The 24,402-nt window shown below is 30.6% G+C and carries 24 protein-coding genes; 19 read left to right on the forward strand and 5 right to left on the reverse strand.

Annotation, left to right across the window (positions count from 1 at the left end; all coding sequences use genetic code 11):
• Positions 1 to 226 precede the first annotated feature (226 nt).
• The 7 genes from gmd (at position 227) to purD (ending at position 8,863) form a co-directional block, all read left to right on the forward strand.
• Positions 227 to 1,261, forward strand: coding sequence for a GDP-mannose 4,6-dehydratase (gmd, locus tag ACZIYX_RS08900; protein ID WP_462681868.1), 1,035 nt, complete (start codon positions 227 to 229; stop codon positions 1,259 to 1,261).
• Positions 1,239 to 2,141 carry a GDP-mannose 4,6-dehydratase gene (locus tag ACZIYX_RS08905; protein WP_462681869.1) on the forward strand — a complete coding sequence of 301 codons (903 nt, stop codon included), beginning with the start codon at positions 1,239 to 1,241 and terminating at the stop codon, positions 2,139 to 2,141. The genes gmd and ACZIYX_RS08905 overlap by 23 nt, the downstream gene beginning before the upstream one ends.
• Positions 2,142 to 2,175: 34 nt before the next feature.
• On the forward strand, positions 2,176 to 3,486 hold the full coding sequence (locus tag ACZIYX_RS08910) for a UDP-glucose dehydrogenase family protein (RefSeq protein WP_462681870.1): 1,311 nt from the start codon (positions 2,176 to 2,178) through the stop codon (positions 3,484 to 3,486).
• A 123-nt stretch (positions 3,487 to 3,609) separates the two neighbouring features.
• Positions 3,610 to 4,590 carry a UDP-glucuronic acid decarboxylase family protein gene (locus ACZIYX_RS08915; RefSeq protein WP_462681871.1) on the forward strand — a complete coding sequence of 327 codons (981 nt, stop codon included), beginning with the start codon at positions 3,610 to 3,612 and terminating at the stop codon, positions 4,588 to 4,590.
• A 6-nt stretch (positions 4,591 to 4,596) separates the two neighbouring features.
• Positions 4,597 to 5,940 carry an undecaprenyl-phosphate glucose phosphotransferase gene (locus tag ACZIYX_RS08920; protein ID WP_462681872.1) on the forward strand — a complete coding sequence of 448 codons (1,344 nt, stop codon included), beginning with the start codon at positions 4,597 to 4,599 and terminating at the stop codon, positions 5,938 to 5,940.
• Between the two features lie 228 nt (positions 5,941 to 6,168).
• Entirely contained in the window at positions 6,169 to 7,422 is a 1,254-nt protein-coding gene (locus ACZIYX_RS08925) for an O-antigen ligase family protein (protein WP_462681873.1), read from the forward strand.
• A gap of 166 nt (positions 7,423 to 7,588) precedes the next feature.
• The gene (gene purD, locus ACZIYX_RS08930) at positions 7,589 to 8,863 is read left to right on the forward strand and encodes a phosphoribosylamine--glycine ligase (RefSeq protein ID WP_462681874.1); all 1,275 of its coding nucleotides are present in this window, start codon (positions 7,589 to 7,591) and stop codon (positions 8,861 to 8,863) included.
• A gap of 165 nt (positions 8,864 to 9,028) precedes the next feature.
• On the opposite strand, the gene ACZIYX_RS08935 is transcribed toward purD, so the two are convergent.
• On the reverse strand, positions 9,029 to 9,259 hold the full coding sequence (locus ACZIYX_RS08935; protein ID WP_462681875.1) for a DUF6341 family protein: 231 nt from the start codon (positions 9,257 to 9,259) through the stop codon (positions 9,029 to 9,031).
• Between the two features lie 122 nt (positions 9,260 to 9,381).
• On the opposite strand from ACZIYX_RS08935, the gene ACZIYX_RS08940 reads away from it, so the two are divergent.
• The 3 genes from ACZIYX_RS08940 (at position 9,382) to ACZIYX_RS08950 (ending at position 12,199) form a co-directional block, all read left to right on the forward strand.
• Entirely contained in the window at positions 9,382 to 10,302 is a 921-nt protein-coding gene (locus ACZIYX_RS08940) for a DUF6427 family protein (protein WP_462681876.1), read from the forward strand.
• A gap of 234 nt (positions 10,303 to 10,536) precedes the next feature.
• Complete coding sequence (locus ACZIYX_RS08945) at positions 10,537 to 11,145, forward strand: DUF4254 domain-containing protein (RefSeq protein ID WP_462681877.1); 609 nt, start codon at positions 10,537 to 10,539, stop codon at positions 11,143 to 11,145.
• A complete protein-coding gene (locus ACZIYX_RS08950) occupies positions 11,132 to 12,199 on the forward strand; it encodes a glycosyltransferase family 9 protein (RefSeq protein ID WP_462681878.1) in 1,068 nt (355 codons plus the stop codon). Before ACZIYX_RS08945 ends, ACZIYX_RS08950 begins: the two co-directional genes overlap by 14 nt.
• Here the strand turns inward: ACZIYX_RS08950 and ACZIYX_RS08955 are convergent.
• Complete coding sequence (locus ACZIYX_RS08955) at positions 12,196 to 13,248, reverse strand: 2Fe-2S iron-sulfur cluster-binding protein (RefSeq protein ID WP_462681879.1); 1,053 nt, start codon at positions 13,246 to 13,248, stop codon at positions 12,196 to 12,198. The two genes, ACZIYX_RS08950 and ACZIYX_RS08955, sit on opposite strands and share 4 nt — an antisense overlap.
• Positions 13,249 to 13,373: 125 nt before the next feature.
• Here ACZIYX_RS08955 and ACZIYX_RS08960 point away from each other — a divergent pair, with 125 nt between their 5' ends.
• The 4 genes from ACZIYX_RS08960 (at position 13,374) to ACZIYX_RS08975 (ending at position 16,749) form a co-directional block, all read left to right on the forward strand.
• On the forward strand, positions 13,374 to 13,712 hold the full coding sequence (locus ACZIYX_RS08960) for a PadR family transcriptional regulator (protein WP_462681880.1): 339 nt from the start codon (positions 13,374 to 13,376) through the stop codon (positions 13,710 to 13,712).
• Between the two features lies 1 nt (position 13,713).
• Entirely contained in the window at positions 13,714 to 14,337 is a 624-nt protein-coding gene (locus ACZIYX_RS08965; protein WP_462681881.1) for a hypothetical protein, read from the forward strand.
• Between the two features lie 217 nt (positions 14,338 to 14,554).
• Complete coding sequence (locus ACZIYX_RS08970; RefSeq protein ID WP_462681882.1) at positions 14,555 to 16,027, forward strand: DUF5687 family protein; 1,473 nt, start codon at positions 14,555 to 14,557, stop codon at positions 16,025 to 16,027.
• Positions 16,028 to 16,032: 5 nt separating this feature from the next.
• On the forward strand, positions 16,033 to 16,749 hold the full coding sequence (locus ACZIYX_RS08975) for an ABC transporter ATP-binding protein (RefSeq protein WP_462681883.1): 717 nt from the start codon (positions 16,033 to 16,035) through the stop codon (positions 16,747 to 16,749).
• A 61-nt stretch (positions 16,750 to 16,810) separates the two neighbouring features.
• Here the strand turns inward: ACZIYX_RS08975 and ACZIYX_RS08980 are convergent, their stop codons facing one another.
• The 3 genes from ACZIYX_RS08980 to ACZIYX_RS08990 all read right to left on the reverse strand — a co-directional run bounded on the left by ACZIYX_RS08980 (position 16,811) and on the right by ACZIYX_RS08990 (position 18,981).
• Positions 16,811 to 17,461 carry a hypothetical protein gene (locus ACZIYX_RS08980; RefSeq protein WP_462681884.1) on the reverse strand — a complete coding sequence of 217 codons (651 nt, stop codon included), beginning with the start codon at positions 17,459 to 17,461 and terminating at the stop codon, positions 16,811 to 16,813.
• Between the two features lie 37 nt (positions 17,462 to 17,498).
• On the reverse strand, positions 17,499 to 17,723 hold the full coding sequence (locus ACZIYX_RS08985) for a hypothetical protein (protein ID WP_462681885.1): 225 nt from the start codon (positions 17,721 to 17,723) through the stop codon (positions 17,499 to 17,501).
• 190 nt (positions 17,724 to 17,913) lie between these two features.
• Positions 17,914 to 18,981, reverse strand: a complete 1,068-nt coding sequence (locus ACZIYX_RS08990) for a helix-turn-helix domain-containing protein (RefSeq protein WP_462681886.1) — start codon at positions 18,979 to 18,981, stop codon at positions 17,914 to 17,916.
• 260 nt (positions 18,982 to 19,241) lie between these two features.
• On the opposite strand from ACZIYX_RS08990, the gene porW reads away from it, so the two are divergent.
• From porW to atpE, 5 genes are all read left to right on the forward strand, one after another.
• Entirely contained in the window at positions 19,242 to 21,875 is a 2,634-nt protein-coding gene (porW, locus tag ACZIYX_RS08995; RefSeq protein ID WP_462681887.1) for a type IX secretion system periplasmic lipoprotein PorW/SprE, read from the forward strand.
• Positions 21,876 to 21,898: 23 nt separating this feature from the next.
• Positions 21,899 to 22,351 carry a bactofilin family protein gene (locus ACZIYX_RS09000; RefSeq protein WP_462681888.1) on the forward strand — a complete coding sequence of 151 codons (453 nt, stop codon included), beginning with the start codon at positions 21,899 to 21,901 and terminating at the stop codon, positions 22,349 to 22,351.
• On the forward strand, positions 22,290 to 22,550 hold the full coding sequence (locus ACZIYX_RS09005) for an AtpZ/AtpI family protein (protein WP_462681889.1): 261 nt from the start codon (positions 22,290 to 22,292) through the stop codon (positions 22,548 to 22,550). The genes ACZIYX_RS09000 and ACZIYX_RS09005 overlap by 62 nt, the downstream gene beginning before the upstream one ends.
• 541 nt (positions 22,551 to 23,091) lie before the next feature.
• Entirely contained in the window at positions 23,092 to 24,159 is a 1,068-nt protein-coding gene (gene atpB, locus ACZIYX_RS09010; RefSeq protein WP_462681890.1) for a F0F1 ATP synthase subunit A, read from the forward strand.
• Between the two features lie 32 nt (positions 24,160 to 24,191).
• Positions 24,192 to 24,383 carry an ATP synthase F0 subunit C gene (atpE, locus tag ACZIYX_RS09015; protein ID WP_462681891.1) on the forward strand — a complete coding sequence of 64 codons (192 nt, stop codon included), beginning with the start codon at positions 24,192 to 24,194 and terminating at the stop codon, positions 24,381 to 24,383.
• The last annotated feature ends 19 nt before the right edge of the window (positions 24,384 to 24,402 follow it).

Here is a 24,402-nt window from a genome sequence, read left to right on the forward strand (position 1 = left end):
AAAGAGAATAAATGTAAAAACCCAAAAATTAAAAAGTAATTCCCTTAATCTGGAACTCTATTTCTTATCAACAAATCTATATATTTGCATTATAATATAGAGAATTTCTTTACTATTATCCTTTGCAATGTTTTTGTGATATAATTTATAAAAATAAACCCTATTTAGTAATCAAATAGAAATAATATAAAGAACAAAATTTTTAAATAGAAAAGATTAATTAAAAATGAAAAAAGCTATAATAACAGGAATTACAGGTCAAGATGCAGCCTATTTAGCAGAATTATTATTAGAAAAAAATTATATAGTTTACGGCACTTATAGAAGAACAAGTTCTACCAATTTTTGGAGAATAGAAGAATTAGGTATAGAAAATCACCCGAACTTACATTTGTTGGAATATGATTTAATAGACTTGTCTAGTGCTTATAGAATTATAGCAGATGTAGAACCAGATGAAATCTACAACCTGGCAGCCCAAAGTTTTGTTGGCGTTTCATTTACCCAACCTATTGCGACAGCTCAAATAACAGGTGTTGGAGCTATGAATCTATTAGAAGCAATACGAACAATTAATCCAAAAATTAAATTTTACCAAGCCTCAACTTCAGAAATGTTTGGTAAAGTTCATGCGGTACCTCAAAATGAAGAAACGCCTTTTCATCCAAGAAGTCCGTATGGAGTAGCAAAGGTTTTTGCACATTGGGCGACATTAAATTATCAAGAATCTTATGATTTATTTGCTGCTAGTGGTATATTATTTAACCATGAATCTCCATTAAGAGGAAAAGAATTCGTAACAAGAAAAATAACTGATGCAGTTGCCAAAATACACTTGAATATGCAGGATGTATTAGAATTAGGAAATCTAAATGCAAAAAGAGATTGGGGATTTGCAAAGGAGTATGTAGAAGGAATGTATAGAATTCTTCAAGCACCTGTTGCCGATACTTATGTATTAGCAACAAATCAAACACAGACTGTTAGAGATTTTGTTACCTTATCTTTTAAAACAGTTAATATTGATATAGAATGGAAAGGAAATGAAGAAAACGAAATTGGTATTAATACCAAAACAGGGAAAACACTTATAAAGGTTAATCCACAATTTTACAGACCAGCAGAAGTTGATTTACTTATTGGAGATGCTTCTAAAGCTGAAAAGAATTTGGGATGGAAAGCAAAAACAACGTTAGCAGAACTTGCTGATATGATGGTGAAAAGCGATATTAAAAGAAATGAAAATGGGGGATCTTTCTAAAAAAACAATTTTTATAACAGGGATTTCTGGTTTTACGGGTCAACATTTAGAATCTTTTTACAAAGAAAAAAACTATAATGTTTTTGGAACAACATATACAAAATCTAATAATCCAAACCACTTTGTTTGTGATATTACAGAAAAAGAACAAATTAAAAGGATATTTAAAAACGTAAGGCCAGATTATATAATACATACAGCTGCAATTTCTTTTGTTGCAGGAGATAATCAAAATGAAATGTATAAAGTCAATGTTTTTGGAACATTGAACCTTCTGGATGCACTTATAGAATGTGAAATAAATCCAGAAAAAATAATTATTGCAAGTAGTGCCGCTGTTTATGGTAATATTGGTAATATACTTTCAGAAGATATGTGCCCTCAACCTATTAATCATTATGGTAATAGTAAATTAGCTATGGAAAACATGGTTAAAAATTATTTTTATAAACTTAACATTCTTATAGTAAGACCTTTTAATTATACAGGAGTCGGTCAGTCAGAAATTTTTTTAATCCCAAAAATAATAAAACATTATAAGGAAAAGGCCTCAGTGATTGAACTTGGGAATATTAATGTTTTTAGAGAATTTAATGATGTAGAGTATTTGGTAGAATGTTATAATGAACTTTTAGTAAGTAAAAATACATCAGAAATATTAAATGTTTGTTCTGGAAAAACTAATACAGTAAAACAAATTCTATATTTTATGGAAGAAATAACCGATCATAAAATTAAAATTGAAATTAATCCAAAGTTTGTTCGTAAAAATGAAATTAAAAGTTTAAAAGGGTCAACACAAAAATTACATAGCATTATTGATAATTTTCCTGAAGAATATTCATTAAAAAACACCTTGAAAAAGATATACTTATCTTAGTCTAAATATAATAAGGACTAATTAATAATAAAGCATGAAAATATCAGTAATAGGTACCGGATATGTAGGCTTAGTAACAGGAACATGTTTAGCAGAAACAGGTAATGAAGTAGTTTGCGTAGATATAAATGAACAAAAGGTTCAAAAAATGCGCAATGGCGAAGTCCCTATATACGAACCACATTTAGACATGCTTTTTGAGAGAAATATAAAAGCAGGAAGATTAGTCTTTTCTACATCTTTAGAGGAAGGTTTAGAGCATGGAGAAATTATCTTTTTAGCTCTTCCAACTCCAGAAGATGAGGATGGATCTGCAGATTTGTCCTATGTTCTTGGAGTAGCAGAAAACATCGGAAAGATAATCACAGAATATAAAGTAATAGTAGGTAAAAGTACAGTACCAGTAGGAACTGCAGAAAAAGTACATGAGGCAATTTCTAAAAATGCAAAAAGTACTTTCGATGTCGTTTCTAATCCAGAATTTTTAAGAGAAGGTTTTGCTGTAGATGATTTTTTAAAACCAGAACGAATAGTAATAGGATCAAGCTCTGAGAGAGCCACAGAACTTATGCAAAAACTATATAAACCATTTGTTCGATCTGGTAATCCAATTATCGTAATGGATGAAAAATCCGCAGAACTCACAAAATATGCTGCTAATTCCTTTTTAGCGACTAAAATCACTTTTATGAATGAGATCGCTAACTATTGTGAAAAGGTTGGCGCAGATGTGGATAAAGTACGGATAGGGATGGGGACCGATTCTAGAATAGGAAAGAGATTTTTATTTCCCGGGATAGGATACGGAGGTTCTTGCTTTCCTAAAGATGTGAAAGCATTGTATAAATCTGGTAAAGACTCTGAATATGAATTTAAGATTTTAGATTCTGTAATTAAAGTAAATGATAATCAGAAAACTATTTTATTTCCAAAAATAAAAAAATACTTTAATAATGATCTGCAAAATAAAACGTTTGCAATATGGGGATTAGCTTTTAAACCTGAAACAGACGATATTAGAGAAGCCCCATCATTATATCTTATCGATAAATTATTAAGAGCAGGAGCCAATATTAAAGCTTTTGATCCAGAAGCAATGGATAATGTAGGCAGAAAATATGAAGGTAAAATACAATTTTCTAAAACAATGTATGATGCTTTAGAAAACTCGGACGCTTTAATTATTTGTACAGAATGGAGTATTTTTAGAACTCCTGATTTTCAAAAGATTAAAAATAGTCTTAGACAAAATGTGATTTTTGATGGTAGAAATTTGTACGACATAAGCGATGTTGAAAAAGAAGAGATTTCTTATTTTTCTATTGGAAGAAAAGATATTCTATAAAAACCAGTAATGACCACGTCATTTTGAATATACAATTTTGGAATTATATATTGAAATCATACAGTTTTTTAGTTTTATGACATTTCTATTCTTTTGAATTGTTATTTTTGAAAAAAATATCTTTTGAAGAAAATACTAATTACAGGAGCAGCAGGTTTTTTAGGGTCCCATCTATGCGATCGATTTATAAATGAAGGCTTCCATGTTATAGGTATGGATAACCTGATCACAGGAGATATAAAAAACATAGAGCATCTGTTTAAATTGAAACAATTTGAATTTTATAATCATGATGTTACAAAGTTTGTTCACGTTCCAGGAAAATTAGATTATATTTTACATTTTGCATCCCCGGCAAGTCCGATAGATTATCTTAAAATCCCAATTCAAACTTTAAAAGTAGGATCTTTGGGAACACATAATCTTTTGGGATTGGCAAAAGAAAAAGAAGCTAGGATTTTAATTGCATCTACCAGTGAAGTATATGGAGATCCTTTAGTACACCCTCAAAATGAAGAGTACTATGGTAATGTTAATACTATAGGCCCCAGAGGAGTATATGACGAGGCAAAACGGTTTCAGGAGTCGATCACTATGGCATATCATACCTATCATGGGTTAGAGACTAGAATTGCACGTATTTTTAATACCTATGGCCCGCGAATGCGACTAAATGACGGCAGGGTAGTGCCAGCATTTATTGGCCAGGCATTACGAGGTGAGGATCTTACCATATTTGGTGATGGATCACAAACCCGATCTTTTTGTTATATAGATGACCAAGTAGAAGGTATTTATAAATTACTTTTTAGTAACTATATATATCCTGTTAACATTGGTAATCCAGATGAAATCACTATAAAAGAGTTTGCAGAAGAAATTATAAACCTTACAGGCACAGACCAAAAAATAGTATATAAACCACTCCCAACAGACGATCCTTTGCAACGACAACCTGATATTAGTAAAGCTAAAGAAATTTTAAATTGGGAACCAAAAACCAATCGATCCAAAGGAATGAAATTAACTTTGGATTATTTTAAAGAATTTTCTGTAGAAGAACTCCGAAAAAGCGAACATAGAGATTTTATAAAAAACAATTAGATTTTCATGAAAGCTAAAATAAGAAGATACTCAACATACATAAATCCATTTTTTTGTTTGATAGATTTATTTATTTTAAATCTTACAACTTTATTATTTCAAACCAATATTGACCAAAACCTTTTATTTTCATTTTATATTTCGGTTTTATGGATTGTCCTTTCTATAAAAAATGAGTTTTATGATATAAAACGATTCTCAAAAGTAATTCATATTTTGTCCTCACTAATTCGACAGTTTTTGATTTTCGCGCTAATTCTTTATGCTTTTATTGGGTTTTTTAAACAACCAAATATTAGTAGATGGGAAATGGGAAAGTATTTTCTTACAACAATCTATGCAGTAACTTTTTTTAAATTTGTTTTTCTATATTTATTATCTAAGTACAGAATATTTGGAGGAAATATAAGAAAAGTAGTTGTTATTGGTGATAACAAAAAAACAAGTCAACTAATTAAGATTTTTAAAGAGAAACCTGATTTTGGGTATAAATTTCAAAAAAAATTCTGTGTAAATAAACCTGATTTTGATTTGGAAACCTGTTTTAATTTTATAATAGAAAATGAAATAGATGAGGTATACTGTTCTATAGCAGAACTATCAAATAACCAATTAAGAGATATAGTTAATTTCACAGAAAATAATTTAAAAATCTTGAAGTTTATACCTGATAATAAAGATATTTTTACAAAAAAAATGATTTTTAATTATTATGAATATATTCCGGTATTGTCATTTCGTGAAATCCCATTAGATGATTATATAAATAAATTTATAAAACGAACTTTTGATGTTTTGTTATCTTTATTTGTTTTGGTTGGAATTCTTTCTTGGTTAACACCATTAATAGCATTGCTAATTCAATTAGAATCTAAAGGACCTGTGTTTTTTAAACAAAGACGAAATGGATTAGATTACAAAGAGTTTTATTGTTATAAGTATAGATCCATGAAACCCAGCAATAGTGCAAATCAAGCTACCAAAGGAGATGCAAGGGTAACTAGGATTGGAAAATTTATAAGAAGGACAAGTATAGATGAACTTCCTCAATTTTTAAATGTTTTGAAAGGAGAAATGTCTGTGGTAGGGCCTAGGCCTCATATGGTTAAACATAATGAAGAATTTGCCAGAAATGTAGATAAATTTATGGTTCGTCATTTTGTAAAACCTGGTATTACAGGACTTGCTCAGGTAAGTGGTTTTAGAGGAGAAATAGAAACTAATAAAGATATTGTTAATAGAGTTAAGTATGATATTTTTTATGTAGAAAATTGGTCATTGCTTCTCGATATTAAAATTACCTTTCTTACCGCCATTAATGCAATCAAAGGAGAAGAAAAAGCATATTAATGAAGTTTATCCCTAATAAATAGTCTAATAATTATCCGAGGCTTGCCTCAAAAACAAAACATATTTTTGGAAACATACCTCATGAGTTTGCTCCGGGGTTATTGATTTTCAAAAAACAAATATTTATAAGAGTAAAACTACAATATATATTTAGATAAAAAATTAACTGCTTCTAAAGAGAGTTCATCACAAGTGCAATTAAGTACAATAACATCCAAGATTATTAACATGTTCTACAAGGAAGATCATTGGGTTGTGATGACGTTTTGGAACTCTTTATATATAGCTTTTTTCCTATTACCATTAGGTATTAATTTACCAACCCCATTTTTTATAGTATCTATAGTTTTTGGAGTTGCTATTGTAATTAAATACCCAAAAAAATTTGTTTTAGACAAATCTGTCCTCGTTTTTCCATTGTATTTTTTAATAATGTGCTTCGGACTCATTTACACAGACAACTTTTTAGACGGAATTAGTCTGATACAACGATCTTTATCTCTTTTGCTATTTCCTGTAATTTTTTTGTTTGTTAAAGAAGATGCAGCGACAGTAAAAAGATTATTTGATTTTTTGCTAATGGGACTTATAGTTTCATTCTTTATTAACTCATGTTATGCAGTAAATGATGCATTAAAATACCTCGTTAATGAAAAGCAAGACTTTAAACTTTTCTCATTTTTAGATAGTTTCTGTAAAGAATGGCATCATTTTTTTATAGGTTCTAATTTTTCTAAATCTGTAAATTCTAATTATGTTTCTATATATATATTATTAGTGCTAAGTTATTATCTTAGAAACAAATTGAAATCTGGAATACAATTAATAGTGGTTGTGTTATTGTTTTTGTATCTTTTTTTATTAGCTTCTATATCATCCTATCTTATTTTGACGATAATGTCTTTGTTACTAATTATAGATATTAGAAATAAAGAAAAAAGATACACCATGTTTATCGTATTTTTTATGGGGTTGATATTGTTTCTTAATAACCCTAGAGTAGCGGGTTTATATACAAAGATCAAGAATTTTAGTGAGAGATCAAATCTTGAAAATATTACTTTAGAAAAATCTAAAATGCTTTCTTGGGATGCAAGTATTAAATTAATAGAAGAAGCTCCCATATTTGGTTATGGCGTTGGAGATGCAAATGATGTGTTACTTAAAAAGTATAACGAGTTGGGATATACACTTAATTATGAAAACAATTATAATGCTCATAACCAGTTTTTACAAACCTTTTTACAAACCGGTATTATTGGATTTTGTATTTTGATTAGTATTTTTATTTTACTGGCAATGAGAATGAAAAGAAACCCAAATGCGCTTTCTGTGTTTTTAATTCTTTTTATATCCTTGTTGTTTGAGTCTATGTTAGTTCGATTTAATGGTATAGTGTTTTTTTCTATAATAATTCCTTTATTGCTCAAAAAAAGAAGTATTTTAAGTAGCAGGATTATTCGAAATGATACCATTGATTAGATTTAATTAGGATAGTAAATTTTTTAAATTTTTTTAATGAAGATAGATTTACACCAGATTAGAGATGAAAATCTATTATCAGACCTTCAGTTTTTATTACAAACAATTAGTTATACAACCACGAATAAACTATTTTTGAATCCATAAAAACAAGCCATATTACATCATGAATATTTTAGTATTAGGATCAGGAGGTAGAGAACATACATTTGCTTATAAGATCGCCAAAAGCCCACTTTGTAAAACTTTGTTTGTAGCCCCGGGAAATGCAGGTACTGCAAGTATAGCAATTAATGTTCCAATAGCAGTAACAGATTTTATTGCAATTAAAGACCTGGTAATAAAAGAAAAAATAGAAATGGTAGTAGTTGGACCAGAAGATCCTTTGGTTCAAGGAATTAGCGACTTTTTAGCTTCAGACGATCAATTAAAAAACCTTGTGATTATTGGTCCGTCTAAAGAAGGTGCAAAATTAGAAGGAAGTAAAGAATATGCTAAAGAGTTTTTAATTCGACATAATATACCAACTGCCGCGTATCAGAGCTTTACGGCAGCTACTATAAATGAAGGAAAACAATTTTTAGAAACACTAAAAGCCCCTTATGTATTAAAAGCAGACGGTTTAGCAGCAGGTAAAGGAGTATTGATTCTTCAAAATATAGAGGAAGCAAAATCTGAATTGGAGAATATGTTAACCAATAAAAAATTCGGAACTGCAAGTGAAAAAGTAGTAATTGAAGAGTTTTTAGATGGCATAGAGCTTAGTGTTTTTGTGCTTACCGATGGTAAAAATTATGTGACTTTACCAACAGCCAAAGATTACAAACGTATAGGAGAAGGAGATACAGGCTTAAATACGGGTGGTATGGGTGCTATTTCCCCGGTTCCTTTTGTAGATGAAGCATTAATGGCAAAAATCGAAAAACAAATTATTAAACCAACAGTAGATGGTTTAGCCAAAGAAAAAATTGATTACAAAGGTTTTATTTTTATTGGATTAATAAAAGTAGGAGATGATCCAAAAGTAATTGAATATAACGTTAGGATGGGAGATCCTGAAACTGAAGTAGTATTGCCAAGAGTAAAAACAGATTTAGTCAAATTGTTTACTCATGTAGGATCACAGTCTTTGGATACTATAAAACTTGAATTGGATAGCAGGAGTGCTACAACGGTAATGGTAGTTTCAGGAGGATATCCGGAAACTTATGAAAAAGATAAAGAAATCAAAGGTTTGGATACAATTTTGGACTCTGTTGTTTTTCATGCAGGTACAAAGCTTGATAATGACCAAAAAGTAATAACTAACGGAGGAAGAGTAATCGCTGTAACTTCGTTTGATGAGGATTTTAGAATAGCACTTAAAAAATCATACGGAAGCATAAAAAAGCTGCATTTTGACAAAATGTATTACAGAAAAGATTTAGGATTTGATCTGTAAGGTTTAATTTCTAAAGCTTCTTCTGGAAAACAATATATGTTTTTTTGAAAATGTACTTCGTAATCTTTCTCAGAGAAAGAGGTTGATTAAACATAAAAAATCCGGGATAGAAATTTCTATCCCGGATTTTTTATAAATCAAAATTCTTTTATAAAGAAAGGAAGTTTAATTTAAAAACGAATGCGCTTTAGGATCTCTATTCTCTTCATCATTATCGTTAAATTTCTTTAACTCCTTCATCCAATATAAAAAAGCAGCAAATCCAACCAACATAAATAGCCAATTAAGGATATTAGCTCCTGCCCAACTTTCTAATTCTAATGCTCTTAATGCATCAAAAGGAGCAAATAATACATCTACAAAAAGAGACGCTATTGCTTCAAAAAAATCTTTCATAACTTATTTTATATTTTCTTAATAAAAAGCATAAAGTAGTAAACTATAAACTTTTTATAAATTAGTTTTATGGTAAATAAAAACAATATATATTGTATTGTACAAAAATATAAAAAATACTAGTGTTATCAAGCTTTTTTAGTAAATCTAAACCTATTAATTATATTGCAGTTGCATTATATATGGCTTTACTCTTTGGTATAGCTCATTATAAAAGGGGTTTTAATGTGAACAGCAGTGATGTTTTTTTAACAGTGCTAAGCTTTTTTATATATATACTTCCAATGTTGGTGCTTAATTTTGTAGCCAAAAAAAACGATCTTATCAACAAAGGGACATTTACTATACTATTATACGCATTTCTTACAGCTATGTTGCCAAGATCGTTAATAAGCTTTCAGGTATTATTGTCTAATATGTTGGTATTAATGGCATTACAAAATATTTCGTATATCCGTAATGAAAAGAATATAAAAGCAAAAGTATTTAACGCATCTATCTGTATAGCTTTGGCATCGCTGGCATATTTTTGGAGTATAGGGTTTTTGGTTTTGGTCTTTTTTGGGGTATTTTTTTTTGAACCTAAAAATTATAGAAATTGGATTATTCCATTTATAGGTATTATTACAGTTTATGTGTTTGCCAATTGCATTACATTAATTTTGTACGATTCTTTTTTTTCACTTAGATCCCATATAAAACCTTTTTCATTTTCATTTCAGGGTTATTTAGCAAAAGATCATCTTTTTTCTGTAGGGATATTAATAATTTGCATAGTGTTCTTTTTTTCTATATATCTTATTAAATTTGGAAGAAAAGCAGCAAAAACAAAACCTATAGCACGCATTGTTATAATGTATTTGATTTTGGCTATTGGAGTAGGAGTTATAGCTCCGGAAAAAAGCACGTCAGAGTTGTTTTTCATAACCCCGCCGCTTGCACTAATTGGCACCACATATTTAGAAATGGATTATCACTTGTTTGCCAAAGAAATTAATATATGGGTGTTTATTTGTTTGCCATTTATTCTGGTATTTATATAATAAGATAATTAGCGTATCCTTTATATAAGGAATACTATTCAAAATATAATACCTTTGTACCCGCTCAAGAATAGATGTTGCCGTGTTTAAAAAACTAATAGTACTCATAAAACTTATGTTTTGGATTATAACAAGTATTTTTAGCATAAAAATGATTTAAGTTATAGAGCAGTAAATTTGAGATATATAAAACCCAATCTATAAAATACATATTAAAAAAAATAATTAGTATATATGTTTAGTAATAAAGCAAATTCCATTTTTAAAGAAGTTATAGCAAAGTACCACGAGATTGATAGTGTAGATCAAGAGTTCTCTAACCCTTATGATAGTAAATCACAGGCAATAGAGCATTTGTTGTATCGTAAATGTTGGATTGATACAGTACAATGGCATTATGAAGATATTATACGAGATCCCGAAATAGATCCTGTAGCAGCTTTAAAATTGAAAAGGCAGATCGATGCCTCTAATCAGGATCGAACAGATATGGTGGAATATATCGATAGCTATTTTTTGGAACAGTATAAAAATGTAGACCCAAAAAACAATGCTACAATAAATACAGAGAGTCCGGCATGGGGAGTAGACAGGTTATCTATTTTGGCACTAAAAGTATATCACATGCATGCCGAAACTATTAGAGAAGATGCAACAAGTACACATAAAGATACGTGCCAAAAAAAGCTAAATATATTATTAGAGCAACAAGTAGACCTGTCTACAGCAATAGACACCTTGCTAAAAGATATTGAAAATGGGGATAAATACATGAAAGTATATAAACAAATGAAAATGTATAATGATGAGGAACTAAACCCTGTATTACGTGGAGAAAAGTAAGGATGGCGAGCAGTTAAAAAAAAGTGAAACGAACGTTCTGGTTATACGCCTTTCTGCTATGGGGGATGTAGCAATGATCGTTCCTGTTTTGAGGGTTTTTAGGGCTGCCTGTCCCAATGTTAAACTAACGGTGCTTACAAGAAAATTCTTTGCACCAATGTTTTCAGATATTGAAAACCTGGAGGTATATCCGGCAGATGTAAACGGAAAGCATAAAGGTTTTTTTGGACTTACCCGATTAGCAAATGAGTTAAATGAACTAGGTATACACAAAATAGCAGATCTGCATAATGTGCTAAGATCCAATGTATTAAAAACATTGTTTACATTACAAGGAAAAAAAGTAGTTCAGATTGATAAAGGGAGGGCAGAAAAAAAAGCACTTACCAGATCAAAAAATAAAGTATTTGAACAGTTAAAATCAACACATCAAAGATATGCAGATGTTTTTTCTGCATTAGGATATCCTATAGATCTTGAAAAACATAAGTTTCCAAAAAAACAACCATTAACACCCGAGATCCTTTCTGTAACTCAAAATTCTACAAAAAAATGGTTGGGTATTGCACCTTTTGCACAATATGAAAGCAAAACTTACCCACTAGAATTAATGGTTAAAGTTATCGAATCTTTGGATAAAGAAAATAGATTTGAAATTTTTCTTTTTGGAGGAGGTAAAGAAGAAAAGGATATTTTAAACAATATAGACAGCAAGTATAAGAATGTAACAAATATAGTAGGTAAATTATCTTTTGAAGAGGAATTGAAGCTTATAAGCAATCTGGATGTAATGCTATCTATGGATAGCGGTAATGCGCATTTATCGGCAATGTACGGAGTGCCAACAATTACCCTGTGGGGAGTAACCCATCCTTTTGCAGGCTTTATGCCTTTTGCACAACCTATAGAAAATGCTATTTTATCTGATTTGGCAAAATATGACCAGATTCCGACTTCAATTTATGGCAACAAAGTCCCTCCTGGTTATGAAAAAATAATGTACACGATTAAGCCAGAAACGGTTGTAGAAGCGGTTAATAAATTAAGCGTTTAAACATCATCAAAATCCACTTTAATGGTAGCAGATGTAGGGTGCGCCTGACAAGCCAGAACTAATCCTTCTTCTATTTCTCTATCGGTTAGGATACTATTTTTTTCCATTACTGCACTTCCTTCGGTAATTCTACAAATACAAGAACTGCAAACACCACCTTGGCAAGAATATGGAGCGTCAATATCCTTATCTAAAGCAGCATCAAGAATAGTCTTTTTTTGATCCATGACAAAGTTAAATTCTTCATCATCAACAATTACAGTAATAGTAGATTTTCCATCTAGATTAGTATCAATTTCTGCTTTTTCAGCACTACTGGTAAATAATTCAAAATGAATAGAATCTTTTTCAACACCTCGTTCTAATAAAATATCTTTTACAGTATTGATCATTTCTTCAGGACCACACAAATAAAAAGAATGAAAAGAAAAATCTTTATACTTATTTTTTAACACATAATTTACTACAGGCTTTTCAATTCTACCAAAAAGAGCATTTTTTGGTTCACTTCTGCTATATACAAATTCAATAAATAAACGATCAGCATATTTTGTTTGTAATTCAGATAGTTCAGTATGAAAAATAGTTTCTTCAATCGATTTATTACCGTAAACTAATACAAAACGACTTTTAGGTTCTTCTTCCAAAACAGATTTAACCATACTCATTACAGGAGTAATACCACTACCAGCTACAAAGGCAGCATAGGTATGGTTTACTTCAGAATTAGGAGTAAGTAAAAAATTCCCTTCAGGGGAGTGTACTTCCAGAATATCCCCTTCTTTTAACTTAGTATTTGCAATAACCGAAAATAACCCTCCGGGTATTTCTTTAACAGCAACTTTAAGTATATCACTTTTAGGAGAACTACAAATAGAGTAGGCTCTGCGGATTTCTTTTCCCTCAACAGAGGTTTTTATGGTAACATATTGCCCCGGAACAAAAGAGTATACCCTTTTAAGAGCCGATGGTACTTCAAATATAATAGAAACAGCATTAACAGTTTCTCGAATAACACGTTGTATGGATAATTTATGAAAGCCAGACATTACAATTTTTTTTGCAAAAATAGCAAATACAGCAGAAGGGGATATGTTTTCTTACAAAATTATATATTTAAAAGATGTATGCATAAGAATATTATGTATATATTTGATCGCAAATTCTTATAAGAATGGGAAATTCTAAATTATATAAAGGTAGTCTCAATACCATTATTTTAAAACTTTTGGAAGGAAGCGAAAAGATGTATGGATATGAGATAACTCAAAAAGTGAAAGAAATTACTAAGGGAGAACTTAATATTACTGAAGGAGCTCTTTATCCTGCACTTCATAAATTAGAAGCTGAAGGTTTGTTGGATGTAGAAATGCAAAAAGTAGATAATCGTATTCGCAAATACTATAAACTTACTCAAAAAGGGACAAAAGAAACGGCTAATAGGTTATCTGAACTAGAAGAATATATCCGCACTATGCAAACTATTGTAAATCCAAAATGGAACATTACTTGATATGGAAAAGAAATTAAATAAAGAGGATATCCAGTTTATAGATACATATTTGTCAAATTCTGACATTTTTTATGAAGATATTAGGATAGAAATGATAGATCATGTAGCTTCTGAAATTGAAGAAAAGATGAATGATGGGGACAAAAGAGGCTTTTATTCTATTTTTAAAGACTACATGGTACAAAATAAAGCATCCTTAGAAAAACAAGGCAGTAAATCTTTTGATTGGAAAATTTTTAGAAGTGTAACAAAACAATTTTTGAAAAATTTGTACTCATGGCAAGTGATTTTTGCCAGTATACTTTGTTTTTGGGTGTTTAAGAATATATATTCCTATTTTCATATCGAGAGTTTTTTGACACTGTTTTTTCCCACTTTTCTTATGGTAATGGTAATGTTTATTCCATTGTTTGTTTTTGGAAAAAAGAAATTCTCTTTCATTGGTAACTTTGGGGCATTAGTGTCTTTATTTTTTGCACTGAATTACTACATAATCCCACAGATTGAAGAACCTTCGCCTCTTTATTATATTAATTTAGGGATTATGACAATTTTCTTTGTAAGTAGTCTAAAAACAATGATTTATTTAGTAATATTTTACAAAAAACGTTTTGCGATAGTATAAAATAGAGTCCACTTTTTTTGCGTGAGAGATAGTAGCGGTTACCCCACAGTCTGACGGCAGGAAGTACGAGGAGTAAAAGCGGATAGCTCGACCCTTGGGTCACGTCCAAAAGAAAGAAATTTTTAGTACACTTGATCATATCGTATTTGCATCTTGCGATATTTTTTTGTAACAAAATAGTGTTTTTGCTTACTAAGTAGTATAAACACCCTTCTTTATGTTTAAGCATTTTATTACACTGCAATGGAAATCTTTTTGGAGGTCAGCTTCTTTAACTTCTGGGCTATTTATGAAGTTGTTTATGGGATTCTGGGCAATATGGATTATCATTATGATGACTTCTGGCGGTGTTGGTTTTTATTATTTTATCAAAGAAAACCTAAATTTGGATCCATTAGATACTATAAACAAGTTTTTGGTTTATTGGTTTGTATTTGATCTGTTGCTTCGGTATGCCCTGCAAAAAATGCCCGTGATAAATATTAAACCCCTATTGCTTCTTCCGTTTAAGAAAAATAAAATAGTACACTTTGCCTTTGGCAAAACAATATTTTCATTTTTTAATATAATCCATACATTCTTTTTTATTCCATTCTCTATAGTATTGATAAAAAATGGACATCCTGCTATTAACGTATTATTATGGAATATAGGATTGATTGCATTAATTTACGGTAACAATTTCCTAAATATAATTTTAAATAAAAAAGATAACCTCATATTTATTATAGGAGGTGTTTTAGCCATTTTTGGAGTGCTACAATATTTTGGATACTTTGATGTTACGATTTATACCGCCCCATTCTTTACTGCATTATACCAGATTCCTTTTTTATCTATCGCACCCATAATTATTTTGATATCGTTATGGATAGTATCCTTTAGGTCTTTTACAAAAGATTTATATCTGGATGAAGGATTGGCAAGCAAGGCAAGTAATATAGAAACAGAAAATCTGGATTGGTTAAACAGATTTGGTAAAACCGCAACCTTTCTTAAAAATGATATAAAGCTGATTAAAAGGAATAAAAGAGCCAGATCCACGGTTATAGTTAGTTTTTTATTCTTGTTCTACGGATTATTGTTTTTTACTGGTGCTGTAGAAGCCTATGATGGACCAGTTTGGAGGATTTTTGCAGCAATTTTTGTCACAGGGGGATTTCTATTAAGCTTTGGTCAGTTTGTTCCTAGTTGGGATAGTTCTTATTATCCATTACTAATGAGTCAGAACATTCGGTATAAAGAATATTTATCCTCAAAATGGTGGTTGATGGTAATTGCAACATTAATTTCTACAGTTTTAGCATCAGGATATTTGTACTATGGATGGGAAGTTTATCTGGCAATAGTAGTAGCAGCAATCTATAATATAGGGGTAAACTCTCATATAGTATTATGGGCAGGAGCTTATGTAAAAACACCAATTGATTTAACCAGTAACAAAAATGCATTTGGGGACAAACAAGCGTTTAATATAAAAACCATGATGCTTGCATTGCCAAAAATGGCTTTACCAATGGTGTTATATGCCATAGGCTATTATACCTATAATCCTTATTTGGGATATGCTTTGGTGGCAATTGCAGGAATAGCAGGTTTTGCTTTTAAAGATGCTGTTTTTAGTAAAATAGAAAGAATTTATAAAGCAGAGAAGTATAAAACACTCTTTGCATACAAACAAAAAAAATAAAATCGATGATAACAATACATAACCTTACCAAAACATACACAGGAAATACCGTATTGAATATTGAGCATTTGGAAATACAAAAAGGAAAAAGTTTTGGACTTGTAGGTAACAATGGAGCAGGAAAAACAACCTTGTTTAGTACCTTATTAGATTTAATACAACCAACTACAGGGTATATCGAAAACAATAGTATTAAAGTTAATAAAAGTGAAGAATGGAAATCGATTACTTCGGCCTTTATAGACGAAACATTTTTAATAGGATATTTAACTGCGGAAGAGTATTTTTATTTTATAGGAGAACTTCGTGGTCAAAACAAAGCAGATGTAGATGCTTTATTATCCCAATTTGAAGATTTTTTTCATGGAGAAATTTTAGGTCAAAAAAAATATCTAAGAGATCTTTCTAAAGGAAATCAAAAAAAAGTAGGAATTGTCGCAACACTTATTGGTAATCCAGAAGTTATTATTTTAGACGAACCATTTGCCAATTTGGATCCAACTACCCAGATTAGATTAAAAAAAATAATTAAAGAATTATCTGCAGATCCAAACACTACCATTTTATTATCTAGTCACGATTTAATACACGTTACCGAAGTCTGTGAGCGAATAGTAGTTTTGGATAAAGGGGTTGTAGTAAAAGATCTTTCTACCTCAGAAGCCACTCTAAAAGAATTGGAAGAGTATTTTGGTAAGGAGAGTAGTTTGGATATAGAATAATCAAGATTCAGGCGATTTACGATTAAAAAAACCTGAATCTTGATTTATTTAAAAGTATATACTAACAGCTTGAATATGGCGATGCACAAGCATAAAAAGGCCCATTTGAACAATTTATGCTTCTATTTGGATTTTGGTATCCTTTAATCATAGCGTCATCAACAGACAACCAAACTGTACGACATACTCCACTAGGTCGGTTACCTTCATTAATTTTAAGTAAAGGATCTCCAAATTGATAAACAATTTTTTCTACATAGGCTACATGTCCCTCAGGTATTCCTGTATCCATTATTACTGCCGAACCTACCGTAGGGTTGCAACTATTAATTAATTTCATCTTTCCTTTTAAACATCCTGTATTTGTCCATTTGTAATGTATGTCGCAGCCAGAATCCGAAGGCATAAGTCTAGAATCGATACTTGTTACATGATGAACACAGTTACTACAGTTTTGCTTTGATGTACTGATAGTGTTAGGCGAATAATATTTAAGAATACTTAAAACTTGTTGCTTTGTTAAATCTTTAAATCTTTTATCTTTTGATAGATCGGTATAAGGTTTGCTTAAATCAATTTTGTAATATTCAAAATTCAAGTCTTTTTCTTTTGTTTCTTCAAAAACAATGATGTCTTCTTTACTACAACTTGTAAATATAAGTATGTAGATGAAGAATACTCTGATATAAACTATAAACTTGTGTGTTTTCATGGTATATATTTTAGTTAAAAATTTAGAAAAGATTAGATTAATTACACCCAATAGAAAAGCCGATAAAGACATCTCGATATTCATTAGTTGCTATTTCCATTCCTCCGCAAAAACGATATTTTCTATCTATTCTATATTTTGAACAAAAACTAGCGATACAAGAACAACTTTCGCCCACTGGTCTCCATCCAGTAGTACAATCCATATTTTCTAAAGCGGGCTTTTTTAAGTTGTTTGCATTCAGGCTCTCTAGTGGAGTCATTAGAAAAATGGATAATAAAATGGAACATGTTAAGACAAATGAAGTTTTTAAAATTTGCCCTTTTGATTTTAAGAAATACTTTTTCATGATTTTTTGTATTTAACGGATTAATAAATTAATATTCATCATAAAATTACCTGCCAATCATGATTTATGAAGCATAAAAACCTTTGTAAAACGTTAACTTAAATTATTTTTTACTCTTTTTATTTAGGCTTCGGTATTTAGAAGGAGTGGTTGATGTGTATTTTGTAAAAGCTTTGTAAAAAGTAACCTTATTGTTAAAACCAGATTCTATCGCTATGGCTTCTATTTTATAAATAGTATAAGAAGGGTTTTTTAGTAGTTTTTGAGAATATGCAATTCTATGCCTGTTTACATAATCATTAAAATTTTCTCTGATAAGTTCAGAAAAAGTTTGAGAAATTTGATAGGATTTCACATCTAACTTCTCCGCTAAATAGCCTATGGTAAGATCGTTTTTTAGAAAGACCGTGTCATGAGTAAACAAATGATTAATTTTATTTTGAATTAGGATCATATCATTATAATTCAATGTTGAGGTTGAATATTTTTTCTTCATCTCTTTAAGAAACTCTGGTCTTTTGTACAGAAGGATTCCAATTACAAAAATCATAGTATTATTAAACAAGTAGTAATATGCAAATTGACGCCATCCATCGGCAAATAAGGTGAAAAATGAAATAATTAGAGTAGAACAGATATATATAATAGAAAGTGTGAGTAAGTAAATTAATACATTTGAAGATAACTTTGTTTTATTTTTTCCAGTTATATAAAGGATAATAATCGCATATAGTAACTGATGAACGGCTCTGGCATAATTTATAGGCATTATTCTATCCAAAAAATGAATCCTAATGTATTGCATACGTTCTTCGTTAGGAACTATTAGCACATCTATTAAATATATATATATGATTATAAAAGCTATAAAATGTAAACTATCTACTTTTGAATATCGGTTTTTGCCACAGATAAAAGATTGAAAATGAAACCATAAAAAGGGACCATATAGAAAGCCCATATTAAAATAAAACCAACCTAAAAATTGAGGGTATATTATGGAGATCTTGCTGGTTCCATAAAGAAATACTAAAATTTCTAAACCAAATATTCCTGAAAAAAAAGCGATAGTCCAGCTTTTTAGATTTCTCTTATATTTAAAAAAGATACCCCCAGAAATAAAAAGAATTAAGATTGCTTGTATAAGTAAGCAATATCGTATGGTTGCCATATTTTAGAAGAGGATTAATGCATTATAGATAAACAAAAAATCAAGTTTAATAAGGTGGGATTGTTTTGTTTAAAAATTCTAAATTTTTGTTTTTAAAGCTAATGATGTATAATAATATAACATTTGAACACAAAAAATATCTCGACAACCTGTTTTTTAACGAAAGAAATGTATTTTTACAACGTACACTCTATATTTTGTATATTATAAACATACTAAAAAACTTTTTTTTTAGTTATCACACATATAAATTATCTGGTTTGGGAAGAAAAATATCACAAACCACCTTGGTGGTACTTTTGGCTATTGTAGCATTGGCTTGTTCTCGTAAAAAAGACAAGTTTGTAAATCGTGTATGGCATGATGTTACTACAAAAAATAATACGCTATATAACGGGCGATTAGCTTATGATGATGGTAAGGAAGAGATTATCCAGTCTTACAAGGATAATTTTTGGGAGCTATTGCCAGTAGAAAGAATGATTGTAAGTGAGGATGTCAGGCTTCCTGGTGAGGTACTAAATAAAAATTTTGACAGAGCTGAAGAAAAATCGGTAAAAGCAATTCAAAAGCATAGCATGCTAATTGATAATAGAGAGCGTAATCCAAAAATGGATGAAGCTTTTTTATTATTAGGTAAAGCAAGATATTTTGAACAGCGATTTGTGCCGGCACTAGAAGCTTTTAACTATATTTTATATAAATATCCTTCGAGCAATACAATTAATCATGCCAAAGTCTGGAAAGCCAAAACTAATCTTCGTTTGGACAATAATGAAAAAGCAATAGAAGATCTTACCAGAATGATCGAACAAGAATATATGGACTCTCAGGATTATGCAGATGCAGTAGCTATGATGGCCCAGGCATATATTAATCTGGAAAAAAAAGATTCTGCGGTTACTTATATTGCTAAAGCGGCTGTACATACCAAAAAAAATGAAGAAAGAGGTCGTTACTTGTATATAAAAGGGCAGTTGCTAAATGAATTAGGATATAAGGATAGTGCTAACTATGTTTTTGATCAGGTAATTGATTTAAACAGAAAAACGCCAAGAAGATATATGATGAATGCATATATGGCAAAAGCCCGAAATTTTAATTATGAAACAGGTAACAAAGAAGAATTTCTTGAATTGCTAACAGATCTGGAAGAAAATAGAGAAAACAGACCTTTTTTAGACAAAATATACAACCAAAAGGCAGAATACTTTAAAACCCTGGATTCTATAGATTTGGCAGTGACATATTATAACAAATCACTGCGTACAAAATCTGATGACAAATATTTAGAATCCATAAATTACTATACATTAGGGGATATTAACTTTGATAAAAAAGAATATGCAATTTCTGGAGCATATTATGACAGTACACTACAAAGAATGATTGTAGACTCAAAGCGATATAGAGTATTAAAGAAAAAACGGGATAATCTGGATGATGTAATTTTGTATGAAGGTATAGCTAAAACAAATGATAGTATTCTTACTGTGTTTGCAATGTCACCAGAAGAAAAAATCGCTTATTATTCTGAGTATACCAACGCTTTAAAAGAAAAAGCTATCGCTGCAGAAAAGGCAGCAGAAATAGCCAAAATAAAAGACGGATTGCCAGTTGAGCAAAGATTTAAACAACCAGGAGGATTGGGAACAAACGAAAAAGGACCAAAAGCAAAAGAAACTACTTTTTATTTCTATAACCAAACTACGGTAGCTTATGGTAAAACCACTTTTAAGAGAACTTATGGCAATAGAGAACTACAGGATAATTGGAGAGTATCAAGTATCTCTAACCCAAGAGCAGTTTCAGAAACAGAAGAAAAGGAAAAAACAGAATATTCTATAGATACCGATCCGGTATTTGATCCACAAACATATATAGCTCAGCTACCAACAGACCCAACTACGATCGATAGCCTAAGAACAGATCGTAACTTTGCATATTATCAACTTGGGGTTATTTATAAAGAAAAATTTCAAGAGTATGATTTATCTGTGGATAAGTTCGAAAACTTGCTACAAAGCAATCCGGAAGAACGTTTGATTGTCCCTTCAAAATATAATTTGTATAAAATCTATTTATTACAAGAAAATATATCAAAATCAAATTTATACAAACAAGACATTATTAATAACCATGGCGAATCCAGATATGCTAAGATTCTTCAGAATCCGGAAGAAGCTTTAAAAGAAGATCAGAATAGCCCAAAAGCTATATATAACAGGTTGTATAGGGATTTTCAAAACCAAAAATATGCATCTGTTATAAAAGAAAGCGAAACAATGATTACAAAATTTGGAGGAGATGACGAATTTTTGCCAAAATTTGAATTATTAAAAGCTCAGGCAATAGGTCGATATAGAGGATTTGATGCATATAAAGAAGCACTTAATTATGTTGCCCTTAATTATCCTCAAAGCCCCGAAGGTAAAAAAGCGCAAACTATTTATCAGGTAACCATCCCGCAAACACAAAACAATATATTTTTAACAGGTTTGGAGCAAGAAGAAAATCATAAATTGATCTACCCTTTTTCGACCTTAGGAAATAATCAAGCACAAGGGTTAAAAGAACTTATCGAAGCCGTTATCAAAGAACTTAGATATGAAAAAATGAAGGTTTCTTTGGATGTGTATGACAAAGATCAACAGTTTATAGTAGTACACACAAAAGGAAATAAATTAGCCGCAGAAGGTCTGGCAGAGTTATTGTCTATAGGTAAAACAGAAGATACCCGAGGTGTCGATCTAACCAAATGGGATAGAAAAAAGAAGTACTATCAAAAGATAGAAAACCCATATTTTATTATAGCATCCCCTAATTATCGAATTTTGCAGATTCATAAAAATCTGGAAAATTATAAACCTGTCGAGACAGAAGAAACAGAATAATCATTTAATCCCCCTTATACATTATGTTTTCAGACAATAAAAAAGGAAGAGATCAAGGAAATGTTACCGATTTCTCACGTAATCAGAACAAAATTTCAGAAGGAACCAAAATTGTTGGTGATATAATTTCTGAAGGAGGTTTTAGGATAGAAGGAACTATCGAAGGAACTTTTAAAACTACAGGCAAAGTAGTAGTAGGTACATCAGGATTTATCAACGGTACATTAGAGTGCTCTGATGCAGATTTTGAAGGTAAGTTTTCAGGAACACTTATCGTAACCAACACCCTGTCTTTAAAACCAACAGCACATATCGAAGGCGAAGTTACAGTAGGTAAATTAGCAGTAGAACCAGGAGCAAACTTTAATGCATCTTGTTCTATGAAAGGCGGTGTTAAATCTTTGAGTAAACCAAGTGAACAAAAAACAGGACAAACCCAGCCAACAGGACAACAAGGGCAAGGGAAATCAGCTTAAAAAATACGCAGCTCTCTCAGGAATAGCATTTCAGATGGGAGCTACCATATTTTTGTGTGCCTATGCCGGTAAAAAATTAGACGCTTATTGTGAACTCGAAAAACAATGGTTTACTATGGGGTTTATTCTTTTTGGGGTAACCGCATCTATATATTTAGTGATTAAGCAACTAGATCGTATTAACAAGCCGGATAATTAAATCTTTTTTCTGTAAATAATAATAGTTTCTTAGTTCTTATAATGGGTAAGAGTTTACTACGTTTTTTATTTCTATTTATAATTGTAATTGTTACAGGTTATTGTATTCATATAGGTATTATAAATGCATTCCTCTTAAAAAGAAATATGGATATCATTCATTTTTCTTATCTGTTTAATAGCATTTTTACCATCATATTTATAATCACAATACTGCTGTTAAGTAAAAAAATTAAAGACCAACTCGGGTTTGTTTTTATGGCAGGAAGCCTCATAAAAATAGGGTTTTTTATGGGGATTACAAAACTAGCCGGTTATGAAATTCATAAAAATATCTTTTTAGATTTTTTTATTGCCTACGCTATCTGTTTAATCTTAGAAGTATATTGTATTTCTAAAACTTTGAATTATTATAAGTGATTGTTTTTCAGCAATATAAATATTTGATTATATTCTCCAACTTATTTAGTCAAAATAGTTTAAGAATCTAACATAATTATGTACATTTGCACCGAAATTTAGGAACCGAAATTATACGTGTAATGCAAAAACGTACTGTAGTTAAGTTTTTATTGATTTTTACTTTTGTCTTTACGGCTTCGAATTTATTTGCGAAAGAATCGGAAAAAGAAGGTAAAGGAGATTTAAAAACAGAGATCAAAGGATTTATCGATCATCACCTTAAAGATTCACATGACTTTACATTGTTTTCTGATAAAGAAGCAGGTACCCATTTTGGGTTTCCGTTGCCAGTAATTTTATGGGACAATGGTTTAAAAGTTTTTTCTTCTTCTAAGTTCCATCATGGAGATGCTGTTGCCGAGGTTAATGGTGATTATTACAAACTGTATCATAGTAAAGTCTACAAAACAGATGCAGAAGGAACAATTAATTATGATGAGCATCACCATCCTTCCAATGTTAAGCCAATTGATTTTTCTATTACTAAAAACGTAGTAAGTATGCTATTGGTAAGCTTACTTATGTTTTTTATGTTTAAAGGTCTTGCCAGATCTTACAAAAAAAACAATAGCATACCAACAGGGGTGGGACGTTTTTTAGAACCTTTGGTTTTGTTTATAAGAGATGATATTGCTATTCCAAACATTGGCGAAAAAAAATATAAAAAATACATGAGCTTTTTGCTTACGGTTTTTTTCTTTATATGGTTTTTGAACCTGCTTGGTATGACTCCAATTGGGGTTAATGTTACAGGAAACATTGCAATTACATTTGCGTTGGCATTAATCGTATTTTTGATTACCAACCTAACAGCAAACAAAAACTATTGGGGGCATATTTTCTGGATGCCGGGAGTACCAACTTTTATGAAAGTGGTTTTAGCACCGATAGAATTATTGGGGGTTTTTATCAAGCCATTCTCATTAATGATTCGTTTATATGCAAACATGACCGCAGGTCACGTAGTATTAATGAGCATTATAGGGATGATCTTTTTGTTTAAAAACTGGATCGGAGGTCCTTTATCCTTTGGGTTGGCATTTGCACTATCTATATTAGAATTATTAGTTGCAGCTTTACAAGCATATATATTCACGATGTTGTCTGCGTTGTACTTTGGTATGGCAAATGAAGAGGCACATCATTAAAATTTGAACGTTTAATTTTTAATTATATAATTATGGAAATTCCAGGAATTGTTGGAGCAGGTTTAATCGTAATAGGTGCTGGTTTAGGTATCGGTAGAATTGGTGGTCAGGCTATGGATGCTATCGCTCGTCAACCAGAAGCATCTGGTAAGATACAAACAGCAATGCTTATTGCAGCTGCACTTATCGAAGGTATTGGATTTGCTGCGTTATTCGCATCTTAATTTACAAGCAACAACTGTA

Source organism: Aquimarina sp. (assembly GCF_977115655.1).

What these genes read in the sequence shown, in the direction of transcription:
- ACZIYX_RS08975 (WP_462681883.1), top strand. Translation starts at nt 16,033, where the DNA reads ATGATAACAATACATAACCTTACCAAAACATACACAGGAAATACCGTA.
- ACZIYX_RS09000 (WP_462681888.1), top strand. Translation starts at nt 21,899, where the DNA reads ATGTTTTCAGACAATAAAAAAGGAAGAGATCAAGGAAATGTTACCGAT.
- atpE (WP_462681891.1), top strand. Translation starts at nt 24,192, where the DNA reads ATGGAAATTCCAGGAATTGTTGGAGCAGGTTTAATCGTAATAGGTGCT.
- ACZIYX_RS08910 (WP_462681870.1), top strand. Translation starts at nt 2,176, where the DNA reads ATGAAAATATCAGTAATAGGTACCGGATATGTAGGCTTAGTAACAGGA.
- atpB (WP_462681890.1), top strand. Translation starts at nt 23,092, where the DNA reads ATGCAAAAACGTACTGTAGTTAAGTTTTTATTGATTTTTACTTTTGTC.
- gmd (WP_462681868.1), top strand. Translation starts at nt 227, where the DNA reads ATGAAAAAAGCTATAATAACAGGAATTACAGGTCAAGATGCAGCCTAT.
- ACZIYX_RS08945 (WP_462681877.1), top strand. Translation starts at nt 10,537, where the DNA reads ATGTTTAGTAATAAAGCAAATTCCATTTTTAAAGAAGTTATAGCAAAG.
- ACZIYX_RS08985 (WP_462681885.1), bottom strand. Translation starts at nt 17,723, where the DNA reads ATGACTCCACTAGAGAGCCTGAATGCAAACAACTTAAAAAAGCCCGCT.
- ACZIYX_RS08925 (WP_462681873.1), top strand. Translation starts at nt 6,169, where the DNA reads ATGTTCTACAAGGAAGATCATTGGGTTGTGATGACGTTTTGGAACTCT.
- ACZIYX_RS08970 (WP_462681882.1), top strand. Translation starts at nt 14,555, where the DNA reads ATGTTTAAGCATTTTATTACACTGCAATGGAAATCTTTTTGGAGGTCA.
- ACZIYX_RS08980 (WP_462681884.1), bottom strand. Translation starts at nt 17,461, where the DNA reads ATGAAAACACACAAGTTTATAGTTTATATCAGAGTATTCTTCATCTAC.
- purD (WP_462681874.1), top strand. Translation starts at nt 7,589, where the DNA reads ATGAATATTTTAGTATTAGGATCAGGAGGTAGAGAACATACATTTGCT.
- ACZIYX_RS08935 (WP_462681875.1), bottom strand. Translation starts at nt 9,259, where the DNA reads ATGAAAGATTTTTTTGAAGCAATAGCGTCTCTTTTTGTAGATGTATTA.
- ACZIYX_RS08960 (WP_462681880.1), top strand. Translation starts at nt 13,374, where the DNA reads ATGGGAAATTCTAAATTATATAAAGGTAGTCTCAATACCATTATTTTA.
- ACZIYX_RS08955 (WP_462681879.1), bottom strand. Translation starts at nt 13,248, where the DNA reads ATGTCTGGCTTTCATAAATTATCCATACAACGTGTTATTCGAGAAACT.
- ACZIYX_RS08920 (WP_462681872.1), top strand. Translation starts at nt 4,597, where the DNA reads ATGAAAGCTAAAATAAGAAGATACTCAACATACATAAATCCATTTTTT.
- ACZIYX_RS08905 (WP_462681869.1), top strand. Translation starts at nt 1,239, where the DNA reads ATGAAAATGGGGGATCTTTCTAAAAAAACAATTTTTATAACAGGGATT.
- ACZIYX_RS08990 (WP_462681886.1), bottom strand. Translation starts at nt 18,981, where the DNA reads ATGGCAACCATACGATATTGCTTACTTATACAAGCAATCTTAATTCTT.
- ACZIYX_RS08965 (WP_462681881.1), top strand. Translation starts at nt 13,714, where the DNA reads ATGGAAAAGAAATTAAATAAAGAGGATATCCAGTTTATAGATACATAT.